Genomic DNA, 16,369 nt, shown 5'->3' with positions numbered 1-16,369 from the left:
CTGGGCGGTCAGCTCACCCGCCGCTCGCCCGCCCGCCGGTCGGCTACTCCGGCGTCGACCAGGCGCTGACGGCGCCGCTCACGCAGCGACACCACGCCGAGCCGGATCCGCTGCGCCTCCAGGAGCGCGCGGCCCTTCTGGATCAGCTCGTGCACGGACTGCTTCCGGATGCCGAGGATGGCGACGATCTCGCCCAGCGTGTAGTCGCCGCCCTCCTTCGCCGAGCGGGCCGCGCGGGCGATCGCGCGCAGCTTGGTCCGGCGCAGGTCCTCCATCAGCTCATCGATGAGCACGAGGTTGGCCGGGTCGCCGGCGGCGTGGTCCTCCATGCGGCGGAAGAAGCGGCTGAGGTTGGCGGCGAGCTCGGCAGGCTCGGTCACGTGGTCGCGGCGCGCCATCACGCACCAGCCTTCGCGCGTCGGTGGGCGCGGAGCCTGGCCCCGCCTTCGACCCGGGCCAGCGCCCGGCGGGCCTCCGCGATCGGCTTGTCTAACTGGGCGAGGATCGCGCGGCACTCGGCGATCAGCTCGGTCACGTTGCCGCGCTCGATGTACGGGGTCCACTCGGTGCCCGCCATGCGGTGATGGTGGATGTCCTGAATCTCGGCCATCACCGGGTAGAAGGACTCCAGCACCGTCTCCCAGTCCCACTCACCGAAGTCGGCGCGCGTGATCTCGGTCATGACCCCGCCTCCTCGATGCTCGGTGTTCCAGGGTCAGGCTGAACCTGACTCCGGATCGCGGCGGAGAGCTTGCGGGCTACGCCGTGCAGGGAGGCCCGCGGGAACTCAGCACGGGGCCACTCAGCCATCCGGGCCTCAAGCCACCCGCGCGGGTCGGCGAGGTCGAAGCTGGCGGTGAAGTTGGCGACGCGCACGCCCGGCTCGGGGGAGCGTTCGAGCACGGTGGCGAGGGCGCGGCGCTGGCCGTCTGTGATGTGGATGCGGACTCGCACGGCAGGCTCCAGGAGAGGCGGTGCGCTCATCCTGGTCGCGGCCGTGGGGTCATGTCGAGGGGGAGTGGGGGGCCGCGAGCTGCGGCGAATGATGTCGGGAAGCATGGGCTTCGTCCTCGCTAGGGAGTTGTGTGTAGCGAAGATTGAGTACCACGAACGTGCAGACCAGGATGAAGATCGTGAAGAAGATCCACGCCGTGGGGTGACGGGTCATCACCTCCCGGGCGATGTTGCCCCAGTCGTCGCCCGTCATCGTCTGGAAGAGCGTGAACAGCGACGTGGGCAGCGTGCCGAACCGTTCCGGCGCGGTGTTCCCGTACAGCTTGGTGGCCAGGACGGCGGCCACGTACAGGACGAGGGAGAGCAGCAGCACGATCGAGCTCATCCCGGGCATGGCGCGCAGCAGGGCCGAGACGACCCGCCGCAGGCTGGGCACCACCGACAGCAGGCGCAGCGCGCGCAGGATGCGCAGCGAGCGCAGCACCGACAGGCCGCCCGTGGCGGGCGCGAGGGCGATGGCGACGATCACGGTGTCGAAGATGTTCCACGGGTCGCGCGGGAAGTCCGCGCGCTCGACGTACACCTTGGCCGCGAGCTCCGCCACGAAGATGTAGAGCGCCACGTGGTCGACGGCGGTGAGCAGGCCGCCGTACCCCGCCACGACGGACGGCACCGTCTCCAGACCGAGCGTGGCCGCGTTGATCAGGATGACGGCGACGATGAAGCGCTGGAAACGCCGGTGCGCCAGGACGGCGCGGGTGCGTTCACGCACGGGGTGCTGCTCCTCGGGGGACGGCGGCGGTCCCGCCCATCTTCCCGCAAAACGATCAATCCGTAGGAATCAACCGGAACACCCGCAACTCCCGCCCCGACCGCTCGGTGTAGCGCGCGTACACGGCCTGGTGGGCGACCAGCCGCGGCCACGCCTCCGCCCGCTCCGCGCCGGTCAGCAGCGACGCGGTGACCGGGAACTCGCGCCCGCCGAAGCGGACCGTGGCCTGCGGCCGGGCCAGCAGGTTGGCCGTCCACGCCGGGTGGCGGGGGCCGCCGAAGTTGCTGCCGACGACCAGCAGCGCGCCGCCGGGCTCCGGCAGGCAGGCCAGCGGGACGGCGCGCGGCAGCCCCGACTTGGCCCCGGTCGTGGTCAGCAGCAGGGCGGGGATGCGCCCGCGCTCGGTCATGCGGCTGCCCGCGAGCCTGCGCGCCACCGGGTCGAACGCGCGCATCAGCCGCGGCCCGGCCTGGGAGAACCAGGCGGAGCCGGCGAGCTTCTGGGAGAGGGCCTTGATCATGCGCGGAGTCTAGCTTGATCACCTGCGGCGCCGTCTCGCTCTGTGGTATAAATCCTGCCTATTCGCCAGCCGACGGGGGAGCGCCGATGTCCTATCCCAACTACGGCCCTTCCTATTACGGCCCGCCGCCGCAGACCCATCCCAACGGCACCACGATCCTGGTGCTGGGCATCCTGAGCCTGGTGGTCTGCGCGATCCTCGGCCCGTTCGCCTGGAACATGGGCACCAAGGCGCTGCGTGAGATCGACTCCAGCGGCTACGTCTACGAGAACCGCGGCATGATCCAGGCGGGCCGCATCTGCGGGATCGTCAGCACCTGCCTCATGCTGGCGGTCGTCGGCCTCTACGCCATCATGTTCGTCTTCTTCGGCGGCATGGCGCTGCTCGGCGGCGTCTCCAGCTCCCTCTAACCGCCCAGGCCCCGTTCCAGCAGGTCGAACGCCCGCTCGGTCTGCTCCTTCAGCGCGGGCTCGATCACGCTCCACGGCTCACCGGCGGCCATCCGGCGCACCGCGTAGCCGGACAGCGCGCGGGTCGCGCCGAGGATCTGCGCGGCGACCACCCGCGGCGTGACGTCGTCCCCGTCGCGATCGAGCGCCGCCGCCAGCGCCTCCTCGCGCTCGTCCTGGATCTCGCGGATGCGGGCCAGCAGCGACGGGCTGGCGCGCACCAGCGCGTCGAACACCTCGGCCCCCTCGTTGAAGCCGTAGCGCCAGCTCCGCGTGGCGATCGCGTCGAGCACGTCGCGCCGGAACGCCCGCACCACGCTCTCGCCCGGCTCGCGCCGCCGCGCGACCTCCTCCGGCCTGCCCTCGGTCCAGTCGCGCCGGTCGAGGAACAGGTCCTCCTTGGCCGGGAAGTAGTTGAACACCGTGTTGACCGACACGTCGGCGGCCCGCGCCACCTCGGCCACGGTCACGCTGTCGAACCCGCGCGCCGCGAACAGCCCCATCGCCACGTCCGCGATGCGCTGCCGGGTCTCGCGCTTCTTCCGCTCCCGCAACCCCATGCCCGCCATCGTACCCAAATTGCAGTGACTCCAAATTTGTGGTTACTCTAATTTTGGAGGCGATGAAGTGATCAACACGATCGGTCTGACGAAGACCTTCGACGGCGGCGCGACAGCCGTCGCCGACCTGACCATGTCCGTGGAACCCGGCGAGATCGTCGGCTTCCTCGGCCCCAACGGCGCCGGCAAGACCACGGCCATGCGCATGCTCACCACCCTGCTCGGGCCCACCTCGGGCACCGCCGTCGTGGCCGGCCACGACCTGCTGGCCGACCCGCGCGAGGTGCGCCGCCGCGTCGGCTACGTCTCGCAGACCGGCGGCGTCGACCCCGCCGCCCCCCTGCGCGAGGAACTGCTGCTCCAGGCCATGCTGTACGGGCTCAGCCGGGCCGAGGCGGCGGCCGGGACCGCCGAGTCGCTGGCGCTGCTCGGCCTGACCGGGCTGGAGGACAGGCCGGGCGGCGCGCTGTCCGGCGGGCAGCGGCGCCGCTTCGACATCGCGTTCGCGCTGGCGCACCGGCCCGTGCTGCTGTTCCTGGACGAGCCGACGACCGGGCTCGACCCGCGGAGCCGGGCCGCGCTGTGGGACCACGTCCGCACGCTGCGCGCCGAGCGCGGCGTCACGGTCTTCCTCACCACCCACTACCTCGACGAGGCCGACGCCCTCTGCGACCGGCTGCTGATCATGGACCACGGCCGCGTCGTCGCCGAGGGCGCCCCGGCCGCGCTCAAGACCGGCGGGCGCACGCTGGACGAGGTGTTCCTGGACGTCACCGGCAGGCCGCCGGCCGAGGAGGCGGGCGTCTGATGCGCGACACCTGGATCCTGTTCCGCCACAGCGTGCGGGCGAGCCTGCGGCAGAAGGCCGGGGTGCTGTTCGGCGCCGTCCAGCCGCTGCTGTTCCTCCTGCTGTTCGGGCCGATCTTCGTCACGATCGGCACCTGGGAGACGCTCGTCCCCGGGCTGATCGTGCAGCTCGGGCTGACGAGCACCGGCCTGGCCGGCTTCGGCGTGGTCTTCGACCGGCGCTCGGGCGTGCTGGAGCGGCTGCGCGTCACCCCGGCGAGCCGCCTGTCGCTGCTGCTCGGCCGGGTGCTCGGCAACGCGGTCACGCTCGTCGCGCAGACGCTGCTGCTGGTCGCCGCCGGCTACGCCTTCGGCATGCGCGCCCCGCTCGCCGGGCTGGCGGCGGGCCTCGCGCTCGTCGTCGTGCTCGGGACCGGGCTGGCCGCGCTGTCGTACGCGATCGCGCTCACGATGGACGAGCACCTGTTCGCGCCCGTGATGAGCACGGCCGTGGTGCCGCTCGTGCTGCTGTCGGGCTCGTTCCTGCCCATGTCGATGGCGCCGGGCTGGCTGGACGCCCTGTCGCACGCCAGCCCGTTCCGTTACGTGCTGGAGGCCCTGCGCGAGCTGTTCGCCGGCCGCTACGCCTCCGCCACGGTGGTCACCGGCGTGGCCGTGGCGGTCGCGTTCGCCGCGATCGGCCTGCTGGTGGGCACGCGGGTCTTCGGCGAGCGGGCCGCCTGACGGGGGATCAGGCCGCGCTCCTGGCCCGGCGGCGCAGCGAGGCGAGCACGCCCGCCGGGTCGACGATCCCGTAGCCGTAGCCGTAGTCGAACCCCACCTCGCTGCGGTCCTCGGCGGTGCGCCGCAGCAGCGCGCGCAGCTGCGACGGCGACAGCCGGGTGGCGGGCCACAGGGTGCGCACCGCCGCGACCAGGCCCGCAGCCACCGGCGCCGCCGCCGACGTGCCCGAGTCGGGGGTGCCGTCGCCGAACGCGGCGGACCCGTCGAAGTGCGTGTAGGCGCACACGTCGGGCTTGCGCGCGGTCAGCCGCCCCGGCCCCTGGGAGGAGTAGCCGACCCGGACGCCGTTGACGTCGACGCCGCCGACCGACAGCGCCTTCGGGTGGGAGTTGCCGCCCGAGATCGGCCGCTCGGTGTAGGCGCACCGGCTGTCGGGGCACTCGCGCCCGCAGTTGCCCGCCGCGAACACCACGTCGGCGCCCGCCGCGTCGAGGCTCGCGATCATCAGGTTGAACGGGTGCGCCCCGTTGTCGGAGTAGTTGCCCGGATGCCCCACGGGGAAGTCCCACTCGGGGGAGAACGACCCCCACGAGTTGTTCACCACCAGCGCCTTGGACCCGGCGGGCTGCGCGTCGATCACCGTGCGCAGGTGCGCGAACGCCGCCACCGCGTCGGACAGCAGCCCGTCGAGCGCCGAGCCGCCCGGCCGGGTGGAGCGCAGCAGCGGGAGGTCGAGCAGCCGCGCCTGCGGCGCCCCGAGGAGCGCGTCGAACGCGCACATGGTGCCGTGGTCGACCTCCGACTCGCCCGGCCTGTCGGGCACCCCCGCCGGGCGCCAGCTCCGCTCGGCGTCGAGCGCGACCGGGCGGCCGAGCCGCCGGGTGAGGTGGGCGAGGTTGATGCCCGTGTCGAGCACGGCCAGGGGCACGTTCGAGCCGTCGAGGCCCTCGGCGTGCAGGCTCGGCACGTTGAGCAGCCGCTCCACGTCGTGCCAGGTGCCGGAGGGGCGGTCGCCGCCGCACAGCGGCGAGGACTCGATGACCGGGTCGGCGAACACCCCGACGACGTCGGGCCGCAGCGTGGGCAGCAGCGCCATCCGGGTGGCGCGCTCGTCGTCGGAGATCGTGCCGCGCACCAGCACCGAGGCGTCCTCGGCGGCCAGCGAGAAGCGCAGCGGCTGGTTGAGCGAGAGCGGGTCGCCGCCCGTGGCGGGCACGGGCCGAGGCAGCGCCACGGGGGTGAACTCGGTGTCGAGCTCGACACCGGGCAGGCCGTCGGCGACGTCGGCGGTCGTGGCGCGCCGACCGGGATCGGCGACGGCCGCGACCAGATCGGGTGAGGGGCGAAGCTGGATGAGCACACGCATGAGAGTCACCACCGGGGGGTCTGACGAAGCGAACCTTTCCACATTCCTGCATCCGCCGCGCCACGTCCACCGTGACTTGACCTGCTAAAACGCCGTAAAAGCCGCTTAGTACACGAAGATTGTTCTCGGCCTTTCAGGCTTCCGTCCGGGACGATCGTTCACTACCGTGAGTCAGCATGACGCTCCAGGCGCAGAAGGCGGTCGACGGCGGCGGCACCAGCGACCACTGGCTGGCGGTGCGCCCGAGGCTCGTCCTCGCCAGCGCCTTCATGCTCTTCCTGGAGCTGGCCCTGATCCGGTGGACCGGCTCCAACATCGTCCACCTGAGCTACTTCACCAACTTCGTGCTGCTCGGCTCGTTCCTCGGCATCGGCCTGGGCTTCCTGCGCGTCGGCCGCTCCCGCCGCCAGCCCTACTACTCGCCGCTCGTGCTGTTCGGCCTGGTGCTCGTCGTCCTCACCTTCCCGGTCACCGTCGACCGGCAGACCGAGGGCGTCCTCTACTGGACCAGCCTCGGCACCACCGGCCCGCCCGCCTGGGCCATCCTCCCGGTCATCTTCTGCGCCGCCGCCGTCATCCTCATGGGCCCCGCCGAGCTGGTCGGCCGCTGCTTCCCCGAGCTGCCCCGGCTGGAGGCCTACCGCTACGACCTGATCGGCAGCCTCACCGGCATCGCCGCCTTCACCGCGTTGTCGTTCCTCAGCGCGCCGCCGGTGTTCTGGGGCCTGATCGCCGCCGTCTGCTACGCGATCCTGCTCGTGCCCCGCCCCCGCCTGCCCTACGCGGCCCTCGTCGTCGTCCCCTCGTTGGCCGTCGTCGGCCTGCTGCTCGCCGAGACGCTCACCGCCGGCGCCGTCTGGTCGCCCTACTACAAGGTCACCACCCGGGCGATGCAGGTGCTCGGCGTCCCCGCCACCGACATCGCCGTCAACGGCATCCCGCACCAGCTCGCCTCGCCCGCCGTCGCCCGCCTGCAGTGGGAGGGCCAGTACGGGCTGCCCTACCAGCGGGCCGCCGCCGCGCCCGACGACGTGCTCATCGTGGGCGCGGGCAGCGGCACCGACGTCGCCATCGCGCTGCTCAAGGGCGCCAAGCACGTCGACGCCGTCGAGATCGACCCCAAGCTGCGCGAGCTCGGCGGCTCCGTGCACCCCGACCGCCCCTACTCCGACCCGCGCGTCACCACCCACGTCACCGACGGGCGCGCCTTCCTGGAGCACACGAGCAAGAAGTACGACCTCATCCTGTTCGCGCTGCCCGACTCCCTCACGCTCGTGTCGGGGGCCAGCTCGCTGCGGCTGGAGAGCTACCTGTTCACCGTGGAGGCCATGCGGGCCGCCCGCGAGCACCTCAAGCCCGGCGGCGCCTTCTCCATGTACAACTTCTACCGCGAGACCTGGCTCGTCGACCGGCTCGCCAGCACCGTGCAGAGCGCCTTCGGCCACAAGCCCTGCGTCGACGTGGTCAGCATCCGCGGCCAGCAGGCCGTCATCACCGCCGGCGACACCCCCGCCGCCCAGCGCTGCGGCGTCGAATGGCCCGGCGCCGCCGCCACCAGCCCGCCGCCCGCCGACGACGACCGGCCCTTCCTCTACCTGAAGGACCGCACGATCCCGCCGATCTACATCATCACCCTCTGCCTCATCCTCATCGTCAGCCTGCTCGCCGTCCGCCTCGTCGCCGGCCCCTACCGCCGGATGCGCCCGTACGCCGACCTGTTCCTGCTCGGCGTGGCGTTCCTGCTGCTGGAGACCAAGAGCGTGACCGGGTTCGCGCTGCTGTTCGGCACCACCTGGGTGGTCAACGCCATCGTCTTCGCCGGCGTGCTCGTCGCCGTGCTCGCCGCCGTCGAGGTGACCCGCCGCTTCCGCACCCCACCCCTGCCGGTCATGTACGCGGTGCTGCTCGGCGGGCTCGTGCTCGCCTGGCTCGTGCCCAACCAGTGGCTGCTGTCGCTCCCGCTGCCGCTGCGCGCCCTCGTCGCCGTGACCGTCGCGTTCCTGCCGATCTTCGCGGCCAACGTGGTGTTCGCCAAGCGGTTCGCCGACTCCGCCGACGCCACCACCTCCTTCGGCGCCAACCTCCTGGGCGCCATGGTGGGCGGCTGCCTGGAATACCTCGCGCTCGTCATCGGTTATCAGGGGCTGCTCATCGTGGCCGCCGTCCTTTACCTCGGCGCGTTCGCCCTGTTGCCCCGCCGGGCACTGGCCTGAAACCCCCACGGGGCCGGGTTTGCCGGGGCACTTATGGCTTGACCTGGGCTTTTGGGAATGTTTGGGGTAGCCTCGTGGTTGTAACCACCTGAGCGCCCATGAGTCCGGCTCCGCGCGGCGATGTCCCCGGTGACCGAGCGACCCCGGCGGCTCGATCATCCAGCACCTCTTCTTCCGCAGTGGCCCACGCGCCCCGTCGAGGTGTCCCGCAGTAGCTCCGCGTGTCCACGCGGACGCATGCTGTCCACATCCAGGAGGAAATACCGCATGACCATCACCAGCAACCTGCGCAAGTTCCGCAAGAGCGCGCTGCTGGCCATGGCCACCGCCGTGACGGCCGTGGGCATCGCCGGCCCCGCCATGGCCGTCCCCGCCGACCTCCCCTACGGGCAGGACGTCTCCAACTACCAGCCCGCGCACGACTGGGCCGCCAGCGGCGCCGACTTCGGCATCGTGAAGGCCACCGAGGGCGTCGACTTCAAGGACCCGACCTTCGCCCGCCACTGGAAGGAAATGGACAAGAACAAGCTTGTCCGCGGCGCCTACCACTTCGGGCACCCCGCCAACGACCCCATCGCCGAGGCGGACTTCTTCCTCGCGGCGGTCGACAGCCAGCCCGCCAAGGCCGGCGACCTGCTCGCCCTCGACCTCGAGGTCACCGACGACATGCCGTCCGCGCACGTCAACGCCTGGGCCAAGAAGTGGCTGGCGCACGTGAAGGCCAAGACCGGCGTCACGCCGCTGTTCTACAGCAGCCAGTCCTTCGCCGAGGAGCACGGCGCCGGGCTGGGCGCGTACCCGCTCTGGGTCGCCAACTACGGCAAGGCCAAGGGCACCGTCACGCCGCCCGCCGACTGGAAGTCCTGGGCCATCCACCAGTACTCCGACGACCCGGTGGACCAGAACGTCTCGGCGCTGACCGTCGACCAGCTCCGCGCCCTGGGCCGCCCGGCGAAGTGACCCCCGGGCCGGGACCCGAACCACCCGCCCCCTGAGAGAGCGGCCGCGCGACGCGCGGCCGCTCTTCGGCGTCCGCGGCCTTCCGGTCGCGGTCCAGGCAAAGATCATCCCAGAGGTGGATCACTCACCTGATCCACCTCCCGAACCGTCCCTAGTTACCGGCCCGGCGGCGTCGCCATGTGCCGGGTGCCATGCCCTCGTGCCGGCGGAACGCCCGGCTGAAAGCGGCGTCGGTGTCATATCCGATCGCATGGGCGATCTGCTGCAGACTCGCCTCGGTGTCACGCAACAGCGTTTTGGCCCGGTGCATGCGCCAGTAGGTGAGGTAGCTGATGGGTGATTCGCCTGTCTTTCGTTTGAACGCTACGGCGAACGCCGCCCGCGACATCCCGGCTCTGCACGCGAGTGCCCCCACCGTCCACGGATGCGCAAGATCGGAGTGCAGGTCCCGCAGTGCCGGCTCGAGCTGCGGGTCGCTGAGAGCGGACAGCCATCCGGATGAGCTCTTGGCGGGCGACGAGACATAGGTGCGAAGGGCGTACACGAAGAGGGCATCCGCCAGGCGGCTCATGAGAAACTCGGCACCGAAACCGGAGAGAATCCGCTCCTGTTCCAGCAGCTTGAAGGTGGAGCGCAATGCGTCACCGGCCGAGTTGTCGGGATCGAGCCGCAGCACAGGAGGCAGCACTTCCAGTAGCGGTTCGGCGACACTCGTGTTGAAGGACAACCGGGCCGAGACGATCTCCGTCGCCGGTCCCGTTGTGCCGTGACGCACGGAAGGTCCCCGTCCGGCCGCCAGAAGGCTCTCGCAGCTGACCAGAGATCGCCCCGGCTCGTCCGCGAGGATGAACTCGGAGCCGGCCCGGACCAGAAAGCAGATGCCAGGGGCGAGCAGCTCCGGGGCGGCGCCCGTGTCCGGCTGCCACCAGCAGCGCCCGCTTTTGATCATCATCACGTACGAGGCGCCGGGCGACTTGAAGGAGATCCCCCAGGCTCCACGGGCCTCCACGCTCACGAACCGCGAGTCCTCGACAGCTCCCGCCGTCAGGACATCATCGAGGGCATCCATCTCGCAATCCTAGACGTTCAGTCATAAAAGCAAGACGATTAACGTTCCTCCGTCCTGACCAGCCGCCGTAGCGTGAACAGCACACGGGCAGCACGTGGGCAGAGGACGGGGCCCGAAGCGATCGGCCACGGTCCCTCCGCAGGCCGGGAACATCACCCGTCATCTGTCCACCACAGCATCCGGCCCACATCCACACCACTGGAGTTGACTTGCCTGAGTTCATTGCCCCGGCTCCCTCGGTTGCCGTCGCCTTCCACTCCGGATACGGGCACACCGCCGTCCTCGCCGAGGCCGTCCGGCGGGGCGCGGCAGACGCCGGCGCCGACGTCAGCCTCATCCCGGTGGACACCATTCGAGACGAACAGTGGCAGCAATTGGACGATGCCGACGCGATCGTCTTCGGCTCACCCACCTACATGGGCAGCGCGTCTGCCAAGTTCCACGCGTTCGCCGAAGCCACCAGCCGCCGCTTCTCGGAAGGCCGCTGGGCTGACAAGCTCGCCGCCGGCTTCACCAACTCCGCCTCCATCTACGGCGACAAGGCCGGCACGCTCGCCTTCTTTGCCACTTTCGCCGCCCAGCACCGCATGCTGTGGATCAGTCTCGGCCTTGCCCCCGGCTGGAACTCCACCACCGCCTCCGAGAACGACCTCAACCGCCTTGGCTTCTGGGGCGGTGCCGGAGCTCAGACCCCGCTGGACGGCGGTGTCGACACCGTTCACCCCGCTGATGTCGCCACCGCCGAGCATCTCGGCGCCCGTGTCGCCCGCCAGGCGTCTCTTGTAACGGCCGGACTCCGCGTCGCGTCCGCCGCCTGACGCGACGACCGGCCCTGAGCCCCGGTGCCGGCCCGGGCCTCGCCGTCAGGCCGCGAGCCTGAGTCTGGGCCCCGGTGGCAGGCCGCGCGGCCCCCGGTGTCAGGCCGGGGGCCGGTTCGGTGCTAGAAGCCGCACAGCTCCTCCAGGGATTGCGCCTCCGCCTTCTGGTTGTTGCGCGTGGGCGTCTGCGACGGCTTGGCCGTGACCGACTGCGACGGGGTCGGAGTGACCGCCGGGGCGCCGGGGGAGGCGGCCACGTCCGCGGCCTGGGCGCGGCGGGCCGGCCGCGTCGACGCCTTGATCGCCCGGTCCGTCGCCTTGCGGATCTTCGCCCAGTCCGGGCTGCCCGGCCAGTACCCCGGCGGCACGAACTGCAGGCTGCTGATCCGCGCGTCCTTGACCTTGAGCCCCAGGTTCAGCAGCGGCGGCAGCAGCTCCTGCGGGATGTTCGTCTCCGCCATCCGCCGGGCCGCACCGGCGATCTTGGTGAAGTTGGCCAGGATCTTGTCCGGCGTCGCCTGCTGGGCGAACGCGCCGATGACGCAGCGCTGGCGGCCCATGCGGGAGAAGTCGTCGCTGCCCACCCGGGACCGGCCGTACCACAGCGCCTGCTCGCCCGTCAGCGTCCGGTAGCCCGCCTTGATCGTGCCCGCCGTGCCGAACGTGCCGCCCCACGGCACGTCGTGCTCGACGCGGATCTTCAGGCCGCCGATGGCGTCCACCAGGTCGGCGAAGCCGTACATGTTCATCAGCGCGTAGTAGTCGATCTTCAGGCCGAGCGTGTAGCCGATGGCGTCCATCAGCGCGCGCGGACCCTTGTTCTTGCCCCCGGCCTGCTCCGGGTGGTCGTTGGCGTACTGCCAGACCTCGTTGAGCAGGCCGCCGCCGCGCAGCTCGGCCATGTAGCCGTTGGGGAACACCTTGCGCAGCGGCGACGTCGGGGGGAAACGCACGTGCTGCAGGTTGCGCGGCAGGCTGAACAGCACCGTGTTGCCCGTCGGGATGTGCACGCTGGCGACGTTCATGCTGTCGGTACGCATGCCGGTCCGGTTGCCGGCCGCGTCACCGCCGATGAGCAGGAAGTTGACCCGGTCCTTGCCGTTCCACGGGTCCTCCTCCTTGACCGGCTGCCCGTCCGGGTCGCTGGAGGCGGGGCGGAAGATGTGCGTGATCGTGTTCTTCGTCTCCTGGACCCCGTTGGCCCCGTACCCGAACGGCACCATGACCGCCACGCACAGCACGCCGACCAGGATGCCGGAGATGATCTGACCCTGCCGGTCCAGCCTGGCGGGGCGCAGGGCGGCGTACGAGAAGGCGACGAGGGCGAACCACGCGAGCGCGCACGCGCCGGAGACGATCGTCAGCGTGAGGAGCCAGCCGGGGGAGGCGAACCTGGTGGCCGCGGTGGGGTCGTTCCACACCACCAGGCCGAAGGCCAGCAGGGCCAGCAGCAGCACCGCGTACGAGGAGACCAGGATCAGGCCGGTGCGGCGGCGCCCGGTGCGCAGGTGGGCGGCGCCGGGCAGGACGGCCGACAGCAGCGTCCAGCCGAGCACGCCGCCCAGCGAGAGCGGCTTGGCGAACTGCGGCGCGCTCCCGCCGCCGCCCGTCCGCGAGCCTCCCCGTGAGCCACCGCGTGAGCCACCGCGCAGGCCGCCGCCGATCCGCGAGAACGCGCCCGCCGCGCCCTGCCGCGCACCCGCGCCGCCCCGGCCCGCGGCCTCGTCCTGGCCGTGCCGGCCGGTCCCGTCCGGGCCGGCCGGGTCCGCGTTCGGGTCGCCGGCGCCGCCTCTGCCGCGGCCTGCCTGGCCCCTGCCGCGTCCGGGACGGGTCCCGGCCCTGCCGGAGGCCGCTCCGCCTCTTCCGGAGGCAGATCCGGTCCTCCCGGAAGGCGTCCTGCCCCGCCTGGCGGGCGTCTCACCCTGCTCGGGCGGCGCCTCACTCCGGCTGGGGGCCGCGTCGTTCCGGCTGCGGGCGGCGTCGTCCCGGCCTTGGGGCGTGTCGCCCCGGCCGCGTGGGGTGTCGCCGCGTGGGGTGTCGTCCCGTCCCGCAGCCGGACCGCCCGGGCCGGGGCCGGGGTGCGGGTTGCCGGGCCCAGCGGGAGGCGTCCCGGGCCCTGTGGGAGGGTTCCCGGGGCCGGTGGGGCTTTGGGGGGCTCGCCGGGCCGGGGGCGGCGTGTCGCCGCCGCGGGGGGCTCTGGCGCGGCCCGTGCGGCCCTCGGCGGCGGCGTTCGCGTCTCCGGCGGGGTTCAGGGGAGGGCGGGCCGGGTCTTGGGGGGCGTCGGGCGACTGGCCGGCGGCGGGACGGGAGCGGCGAGGGGTACGCCGTTTCCTGCCACCCCCGGGCGCGGCGCCTGACCCATCCCGATTGCTCACACCGGCTCCTTCACACGCCTACCAGGCAGAACCCGTGGGTTTGCCCCCCATTGGCACAAGATTGCCAGGATTCTAGCTGCCATATATGGACATCAAAGACATGTGCCCAAGCTGAGATGAACGCCATGTGACCTCATGACGTCGCCGAGGAAGGCATCACCCAGGTGTTGCACTGGTACGCCTGGCTCTTCTCCCAGCCCTGCCGGAACCACCGCTGGTTGTTGGCCCGGGAGCCGTGGTCACGCGGGTAGCCGGGATAGTCGCCCACTTGGCCGTAGAACCAGAACAGCTCCCCCCGGCGGGCCGTGTTGATCGGGTAGCTGGCCGCCACCGAACGCATCCACATCCCGCCGAAACACGTTGCCTGGAGCTCCAGGCGCCGGCTGAGCGCGAGCTTGCCGCTGTTGCTCGACGAGTCCAGCGTCTGCGCCCACCACGAGTCCATCAGGCCGGTGATGTTCTGCACGTGATGTCCGTACTCGTGGGCCATCATGCTGATGATCCCGCCATGCCAGGAGATGATCTGGCCGTAGCCGCGCGCGTTGCCGTTCCCCTTGGCCATGGCCGAGGTCGAGGCGTAGATGGTGCTGTTGCGCGGGCAGTAGTACGGCACCATGCTCCCCGGCTGCGGATAGTCCCCGCACGCGCCCCTGCCGCGCCCTGACGCGATCGCGTAGTTCGGCGGCCGGAACGGGATGCCCTGCTTGCTGAGGATCTGGCCCCACGCCCGGTCCATGCACTTGCTGGTCCTGAGGATCAGCGACTTGAGCTGGCTGTGGCTGAAGATGCTCACGTTGCCCGCCCGGCACGTCATCCTCGGCAGCGCGCCCGCCCGGTACATGGTGTTGTTCTTCAGGCTCCGGTTCAGCGTGACCTGGCGGGGCGGCTCGACCGTGGTGTCCGGCTCGTCGCCCCGCGTCGGCGTCTCCGTCGGCCTGCGGGTGGGCTGCTCGGTGGGCTGCTCGGTGGGCTCCCGGGACGGCTCCCGTGTCCGGTTCTCGCGGGGCTCGTACGGGGACGCCGTCGGGATCGCGACCGGCGTCGTCGACTCCGAACGCGAGCCCGACCCGCCGAACAGCGCCGCCCCGATGACGATCAGCAGGAACAGCCCCGCCACCGCGCCGAACACGCCCCCGACGACCCCGGCCACGCCGATGCCGGACTTGCGGCGCGGCGGCTGCCAGTTCCCGTACGGCCCGTGCCCCGGCGGGGGCGGCGGTGGCGGTGGCGGCTGCTGCCAGGGCGCCCCCTGCGGAGGCGGCGGCGGAAACCCGTGCCCCGGCGGCTGCCCCTGCGGCATCCCGTGCGGCGGGCCCTGGGGCATCCCGTGCGGCGGGCCCTGGGGAGGGGCCTGCTGCGGGTACGGGCTGCCCTGCTGTCCCGGGTACGGGCTCCCGGGCGGCGGCCCGGGATGCGGCGGCTGCCCCGGATGGGGCGGCTGGGGATACGGGGTGCCGGGCCCCGGCGCGCCCGGGTACGGGTGCGCGGGCGGCTGCCCCTGGGGCGGGTACGGCGGCTCCTGCGGGGGCCGCTGCGGCGGCTGCCCGTAGCCCGGCGGGGGCCACGGGCGCGAGGGTGGCCGCTGGGGCTGTCCTGGCCCCTGGGGCGGGGGAGGGTACTGCCCGTTGCCTGTCACCGTGTTGCCCCTTGAGTCGCTTGTCCGGAATGCGTGACTTGCTGGGTCACGTCCCGGGGCTTTGCCAAATTTGGGGCAGAAGCATACTGATTTATCACCCGTCACGGATGTAGCAGCACTCGGTTACAGTCCGAAATCATTCGAGGTGATCTCCGCTATGTCCCGCACCCCGCGGCGGCCGTTGTCCTAGCTTCTTTGCCATGAACCTCCAGCAGCTCCGCTATGTGGTCGCGACTGCGGAGCACCGCACCATGACCGATGCGGCCAAGTCGCTTTACATCGCACAACCTGCGCTTTCCCGTGCGATCCGGGATCTTGAGCGGGAGCTCGGCCTGACGCTCTTCGCCCGCTCCGGGCGCGGCGTGGTGGTCACGGCGCAGGGCCGCCGGGTGGTGAAACTGGCGCGGGAGGCGCTCGACGCCGTCCGCGAGATCGAGGGCCTCGCCGGCCACGGCGGCGGCGGGGAGGCGGAGCTGCGCATCGCCTCCACCCCGAGCCTGGAGCCGGGCCTCGCGGGGCGGCTGCTGCCCGCCTACGCCGCCGAGCATCCCGGCGTCCGCGTGCACATCGTCCGCTGCGACGGCCGCGACGCCGTGGTGAGCGCCATCAGGGACCAGCGGGCCGACCTCGGCCTGACGGACCTGCCGGTGCCCGGCGACCTCGTCACCCACCCCCTCGAACGCCAGGAGATCGTGCTGATCTCCCCGCCCGGCCTCGAACTGCCCAACCCCGTGCCCATGCGCCGGCTCGACGGCATGCGCCTGGCCCTGCCCGCCCGCGGCAGCGTCCGCCGCCGCGAGCTCGACGCCATGTTCGGCAAGTACGCGGTCAGCCCCCGCGTCGTCCTGGAGACCGACGAGCGCAACGGCTGGCTCAACGCCGTACGCGCCGGTCAGGCGTCCCTGCTGTGGTATCGCGGGATGGCCGAGCAGGCCAGCAGAGCCGGCCTCGTGGTCCGCTCCCTGGAGCCCGCCGTGCGCCGCGTCATCGCCGTCGTGCACGCCCGGCGCCGCCTGCCGCTGATCGCCCAGGACTTCCTGATGACGGCGGAGAAGGGCACCGCCGCCTGACGGCGCCCCGGCCCCGGGCTGTTGGCGATCGGCAAGAAAAGTGCAAACCCCGGCTGAGAGCATCTCAGCGGAGGGAT

General features: G+C 71.9%; 17 protein-coding genes. 7 read left to right on the top strand and 10 right to left on the bottom strand.

Annotated elements, in window-relative coordinates; genetic code table 11:
- Positions 1-8: 8 nt before the first annotated feature.
- From AB0G11_RS40760 to AB0G11_RS40740, 5 genes are read right to left on the bottom strand one after another with little or no spacing between them, the layout of a single operon-like run.
- Positions 9-398, bottom strand: coding sequence for a hypothetical protein (locus AB0G11_RS40760; RefSeq protein ID WP_357592047.1), 390 nt, complete (start codon positions 396-398; stop codon positions 9-11).
- Positions 398-682, bottom strand: coding sequence for a hypothetical protein (locus AB0G11_RS40755; protein ID WP_357592045.1), 285 nt, complete (start codon positions 680-682; stop codon positions 398-400). The genes AB0G11_RS40760 and AB0G11_RS40755 overlap by 1 nt, the downstream gene beginning before the upstream one ends.
- Complete coding sequence (locus AB0G11_RS40750) at positions 679-954, bottom strand: hypothetical protein (protein WP_357592042.1); 276 nt, start codon at positions 952-954, stop codon at positions 679-681. Before AB0G11_RS40750 ends, AB0G11_RS40755 begins: the two co-directional genes overlap by 4 nt.
- Before the next feature lie 49 nt (positions 955-1,003).
- A complete protein-coding gene (locus tag AB0G11_RS40745; protein ID WP_357592040.1) occupies positions 1,004-1,726 on the bottom strand; it encodes an ion transporter in 723 nt (240 codons plus the stop codon).
- Between the two features lie 55 nt (positions 1,727-1,781).
- Entirely contained in the window at positions 1,782-2,246 is a 465-nt protein-coding gene (locus tag AB0G11_RS40740; protein WP_219517302.1) for a nitroreductase family deazaflavin-dependent oxidoreductase, read from the bottom strand.
- Positions 2,247-2,332: 86 nt separating this feature from the next.
- Here AB0G11_RS40740 and AB0G11_RS40735 point away from each other — a divergent pair, with 86 nt between their 5' ends.
- Complete coding sequence (locus AB0G11_RS40735) at positions 2,333-2,656, top strand: DUF4190 domain-containing protein (RefSeq protein ID WP_219517301.1); 324 nt, start codon at positions 2,333-2,335, stop codon at positions 2,654-2,656.
- On the opposite strand, the gene AB0G11_RS40730 is transcribed toward AB0G11_RS40735, so the two are convergent.
- On the bottom strand, positions 2,653-3,255 hold the full coding sequence (locus AB0G11_RS40730; RefSeq protein WP_219517300.1) for a TetR family transcriptional regulator: 603 nt from the start codon (positions 3,253-3,255) through the stop codon (positions 2,653-2,655). The two genes, AB0G11_RS40735 and AB0G11_RS40730, sit on opposite strands and share 4 nt — an antisense overlap.
- Before the next feature lie 67 nt (positions 3,256-3,322).
- Between AB0G11_RS40730 and AB0G11_RS40725 the strand changes: the two genes are divergently transcribed.
- Together AB0G11_RS40725 and AB0G11_RS40720 are read left to right on the top strand one after the other, a co-directional pair.
- On the top strand, positions 3,323-4,063 hold the full coding sequence (locus AB0G11_RS40725) for an ATP-binding cassette domain-containing protein (RefSeq protein ID WP_219517299.1): 741 nt from the start codon (positions 3,323-3,325) through the stop codon (positions 4,061-4,063).
- Positions 4,063-4,785 (top strand): ABC transporter permease, encoded by a 723-nt coding sequence (locus AB0G11_RS40720; protein WP_219517298.1) that lies wholly within the window; start codon positions 4,063-4,065, stop codon positions 4,783-4,785. Before AB0G11_RS40725 ends, AB0G11_RS40720 begins: the two co-directional genes overlap by 1 nt.
- Before the next feature lie 7 nt (positions 4,786-4,792).
- Here AB0G11_RS40720 and AB0G11_RS40715 read toward each other — a convergent pair whose 3' ends face one another.
- Positions 4,793-6,151 (bottom strand): S8 family serine peptidase, encoded by a 1,359-nt coding sequence (locus AB0G11_RS40715; RefSeq protein ID WP_357592038.1) that lies wholly within the window; start codon positions 6,149-6,151, stop codon positions 4,793-4,795.
- Positions 6,152-6,327: 176 nt separating this feature from the next.
- On the opposite strand from AB0G11_RS40715, the gene AB0G11_RS40710 reads away from it, so the two are divergent.
- Together AB0G11_RS40710 and AB0G11_RS40705 are read left to right on the top strand one after the other, a co-directional pair.
- Complete coding sequence (locus tag AB0G11_RS40710) at positions 6,328-8,364, top strand: spermidine synthase (protein WP_357592036.1); 2,037 nt, start codon at positions 6,328-6,330, stop codon at positions 8,362-8,364.
- Between the two features lie 267 nt (positions 8,365-8,631).
- Positions 8,632-9,324 carry a GH25 family lysozyme gene (locus tag AB0G11_RS40705; protein ID WP_219517295.1) on the top strand — a complete coding sequence of 231 codons (693 nt, stop codon included), beginning with the start codon at positions 8,632-8,634 and terminating at the stop codon, positions 9,322-9,324.
- Between the two features lie 151 nt (positions 9,325-9,475).
- On the opposite strand, the gene AB0G11_RS40700 is transcribed toward AB0G11_RS40705, so the two are convergent.
- The gene (locus AB0G11_RS40700) at positions 9,476-10,393 is read right to left on the bottom strand and encodes an AraC family transcriptional regulator (protein WP_357592034.1); all 918 of its coding nucleotides are present in this window, start codon (positions 10,391-10,393) and stop codon (positions 9,476-9,478) included.
- 209 nt (positions 10,394-10,602) lie between these two features.
- On the opposite strand from AB0G11_RS40700, the gene AB0G11_RS40695 reads away from it, so the two are divergent.
- A complete protein-coding gene (locus tag AB0G11_RS40695) occupies positions 10,603-11,211 on the top strand; it encodes a flavodoxin family protein (protein WP_357592032.1) in 609 nt (202 codons plus the stop codon).
- A gap of 122 nt (positions 11,212-11,333) precedes the next feature.
- On the opposite strand, the gene AB0G11_RS40690 is transcribed toward AB0G11_RS40695, so the two are convergent.
- Positions 11,334-12,767, bottom strand: a complete 1,434-nt coding sequence (locus AB0G11_RS40690) for an LCP family protein (protein ID WP_308126164.1) — start codon at positions 12,765-12,767, stop codon at positions 11,334-11,336.
- Between the two features lie 952 nt (positions 12,768-13,719).
- Entirely contained in the window at positions 13,720-15,222 is a 1,503-nt protein-coding gene (locus AB0G11_RS40685) for a neutral zinc metallopeptidase (protein WP_357592030.1), read from the bottom strand.
- 200 nt (positions 15,223-15,422) lie between these two features.
- Here AB0G11_RS40685 and AB0G11_RS40680 point away from each other — a divergent pair, with 200 nt between their 5' ends.
- On the top strand, positions 15,423-16,292 hold the full coding sequence (locus AB0G11_RS40680) for a LysR family transcriptional regulator (protein WP_219517291.1): 870 nt from the start codon (positions 15,423-15,425) through the stop codon (positions 16,290-16,292).
- The last annotated feature ends 77 nt before the right edge of the window (positions 16,293-16,369 follow it).

Origin of the sequence: Nonomuraea sp. NPDC023979 (genome assembly GCF_040639085.1) — a bacterium.
GTDB classification, from domain to species: Bacteria; Actinomycetota; Actinomycetes; order Streptosporangiales; family Streptosporangiaceae; genus Nonomuraea; species Nonomuraea ceibae.
Note: the sequence above shows the minus strand (reverse complement) of the source record. Positions and strands in the feature narration are given on the sequence as shown.

Excerpts from the sequence above, each read along its gene's own strand:
- AB0G11_RS40760 (WP_357592047.1), bottom strand. The coding sequence starts at position 398 with ATGGCGCGCCGCGACCACGTGACCGAGCCTGCCGAGCTCGCCGCCAAC.
- AB0G11_RS40755 (WP_357592045.1), bottom strand. The coding sequence starts at position 682 with ATGACCGAGATCACGCGCGCCGACTTCGGTGAGTGGGACTGGGAGACG.
- AB0G11_RS40740 (WP_219517302.1), bottom strand. The coding sequence starts at position 2,246 with ATGATCAAGGCCCTCTCCCAGAAGCTCGCCGGCTCCGCCTGGTTCTCC.
- AB0G11_RS40735 (WP_219517301.1), top strand. The coding sequence starts at position 2,333 with ATGTCCTATCCCAACTACGGCCCTTCCTATTACGGCCCGCCGCCGCAG.
- AB0G11_RS40730 (WP_219517300.1), bottom strand. The coding sequence starts at position 3,255 with ATGGGGTTGCGGGAGCGGAAGAAGCGCGAGACCCGGCAGCGCATCGCG.
- AB0G11_RS40720 (WP_219517298.1), top strand. The coding sequence starts at position 4,063 with ATGCGCGACACCTGGATCCTGTTCCGCCACAGCGTGCGGGCGAGCCTG.
- AB0G11_RS40715 (WP_357592038.1), bottom strand. The coding sequence starts at position 6,151 with ATGCGTGTGCTCATCCAGCTTCGCCCCTCACCCGATCTGGTCGCGGCC.
- AB0G11_RS40710 (WP_357592036.1), top strand. The coding sequence starts at position 6,328 with ATGACGCTCCAGGCGCAGAAGGCGGTCGACGGCGGCGGCACCAGCGAC.
- AB0G11_RS40705 (WP_219517295.1), top strand. The coding sequence starts at position 8,632 with ATGACCATCACCAGCAACCTGCGCAAGTTCCGCAAGAGCGCGCTGCTG.
- AB0G11_RS40700 (WP_357592034.1), bottom strand. The coding sequence starts at position 10,393 with ATGGATGCCCTCGATGATGTCCTGACGGCGGGAGCTGTCGAGGACTCG.
- AB0G11_RS40680 (WP_219517291.1), top strand. The coding sequence starts at position 15,423 with ATGAACCTCCAGCAGCTCCGCTATGTGGTCGCGACTGCGGAGCACCGC.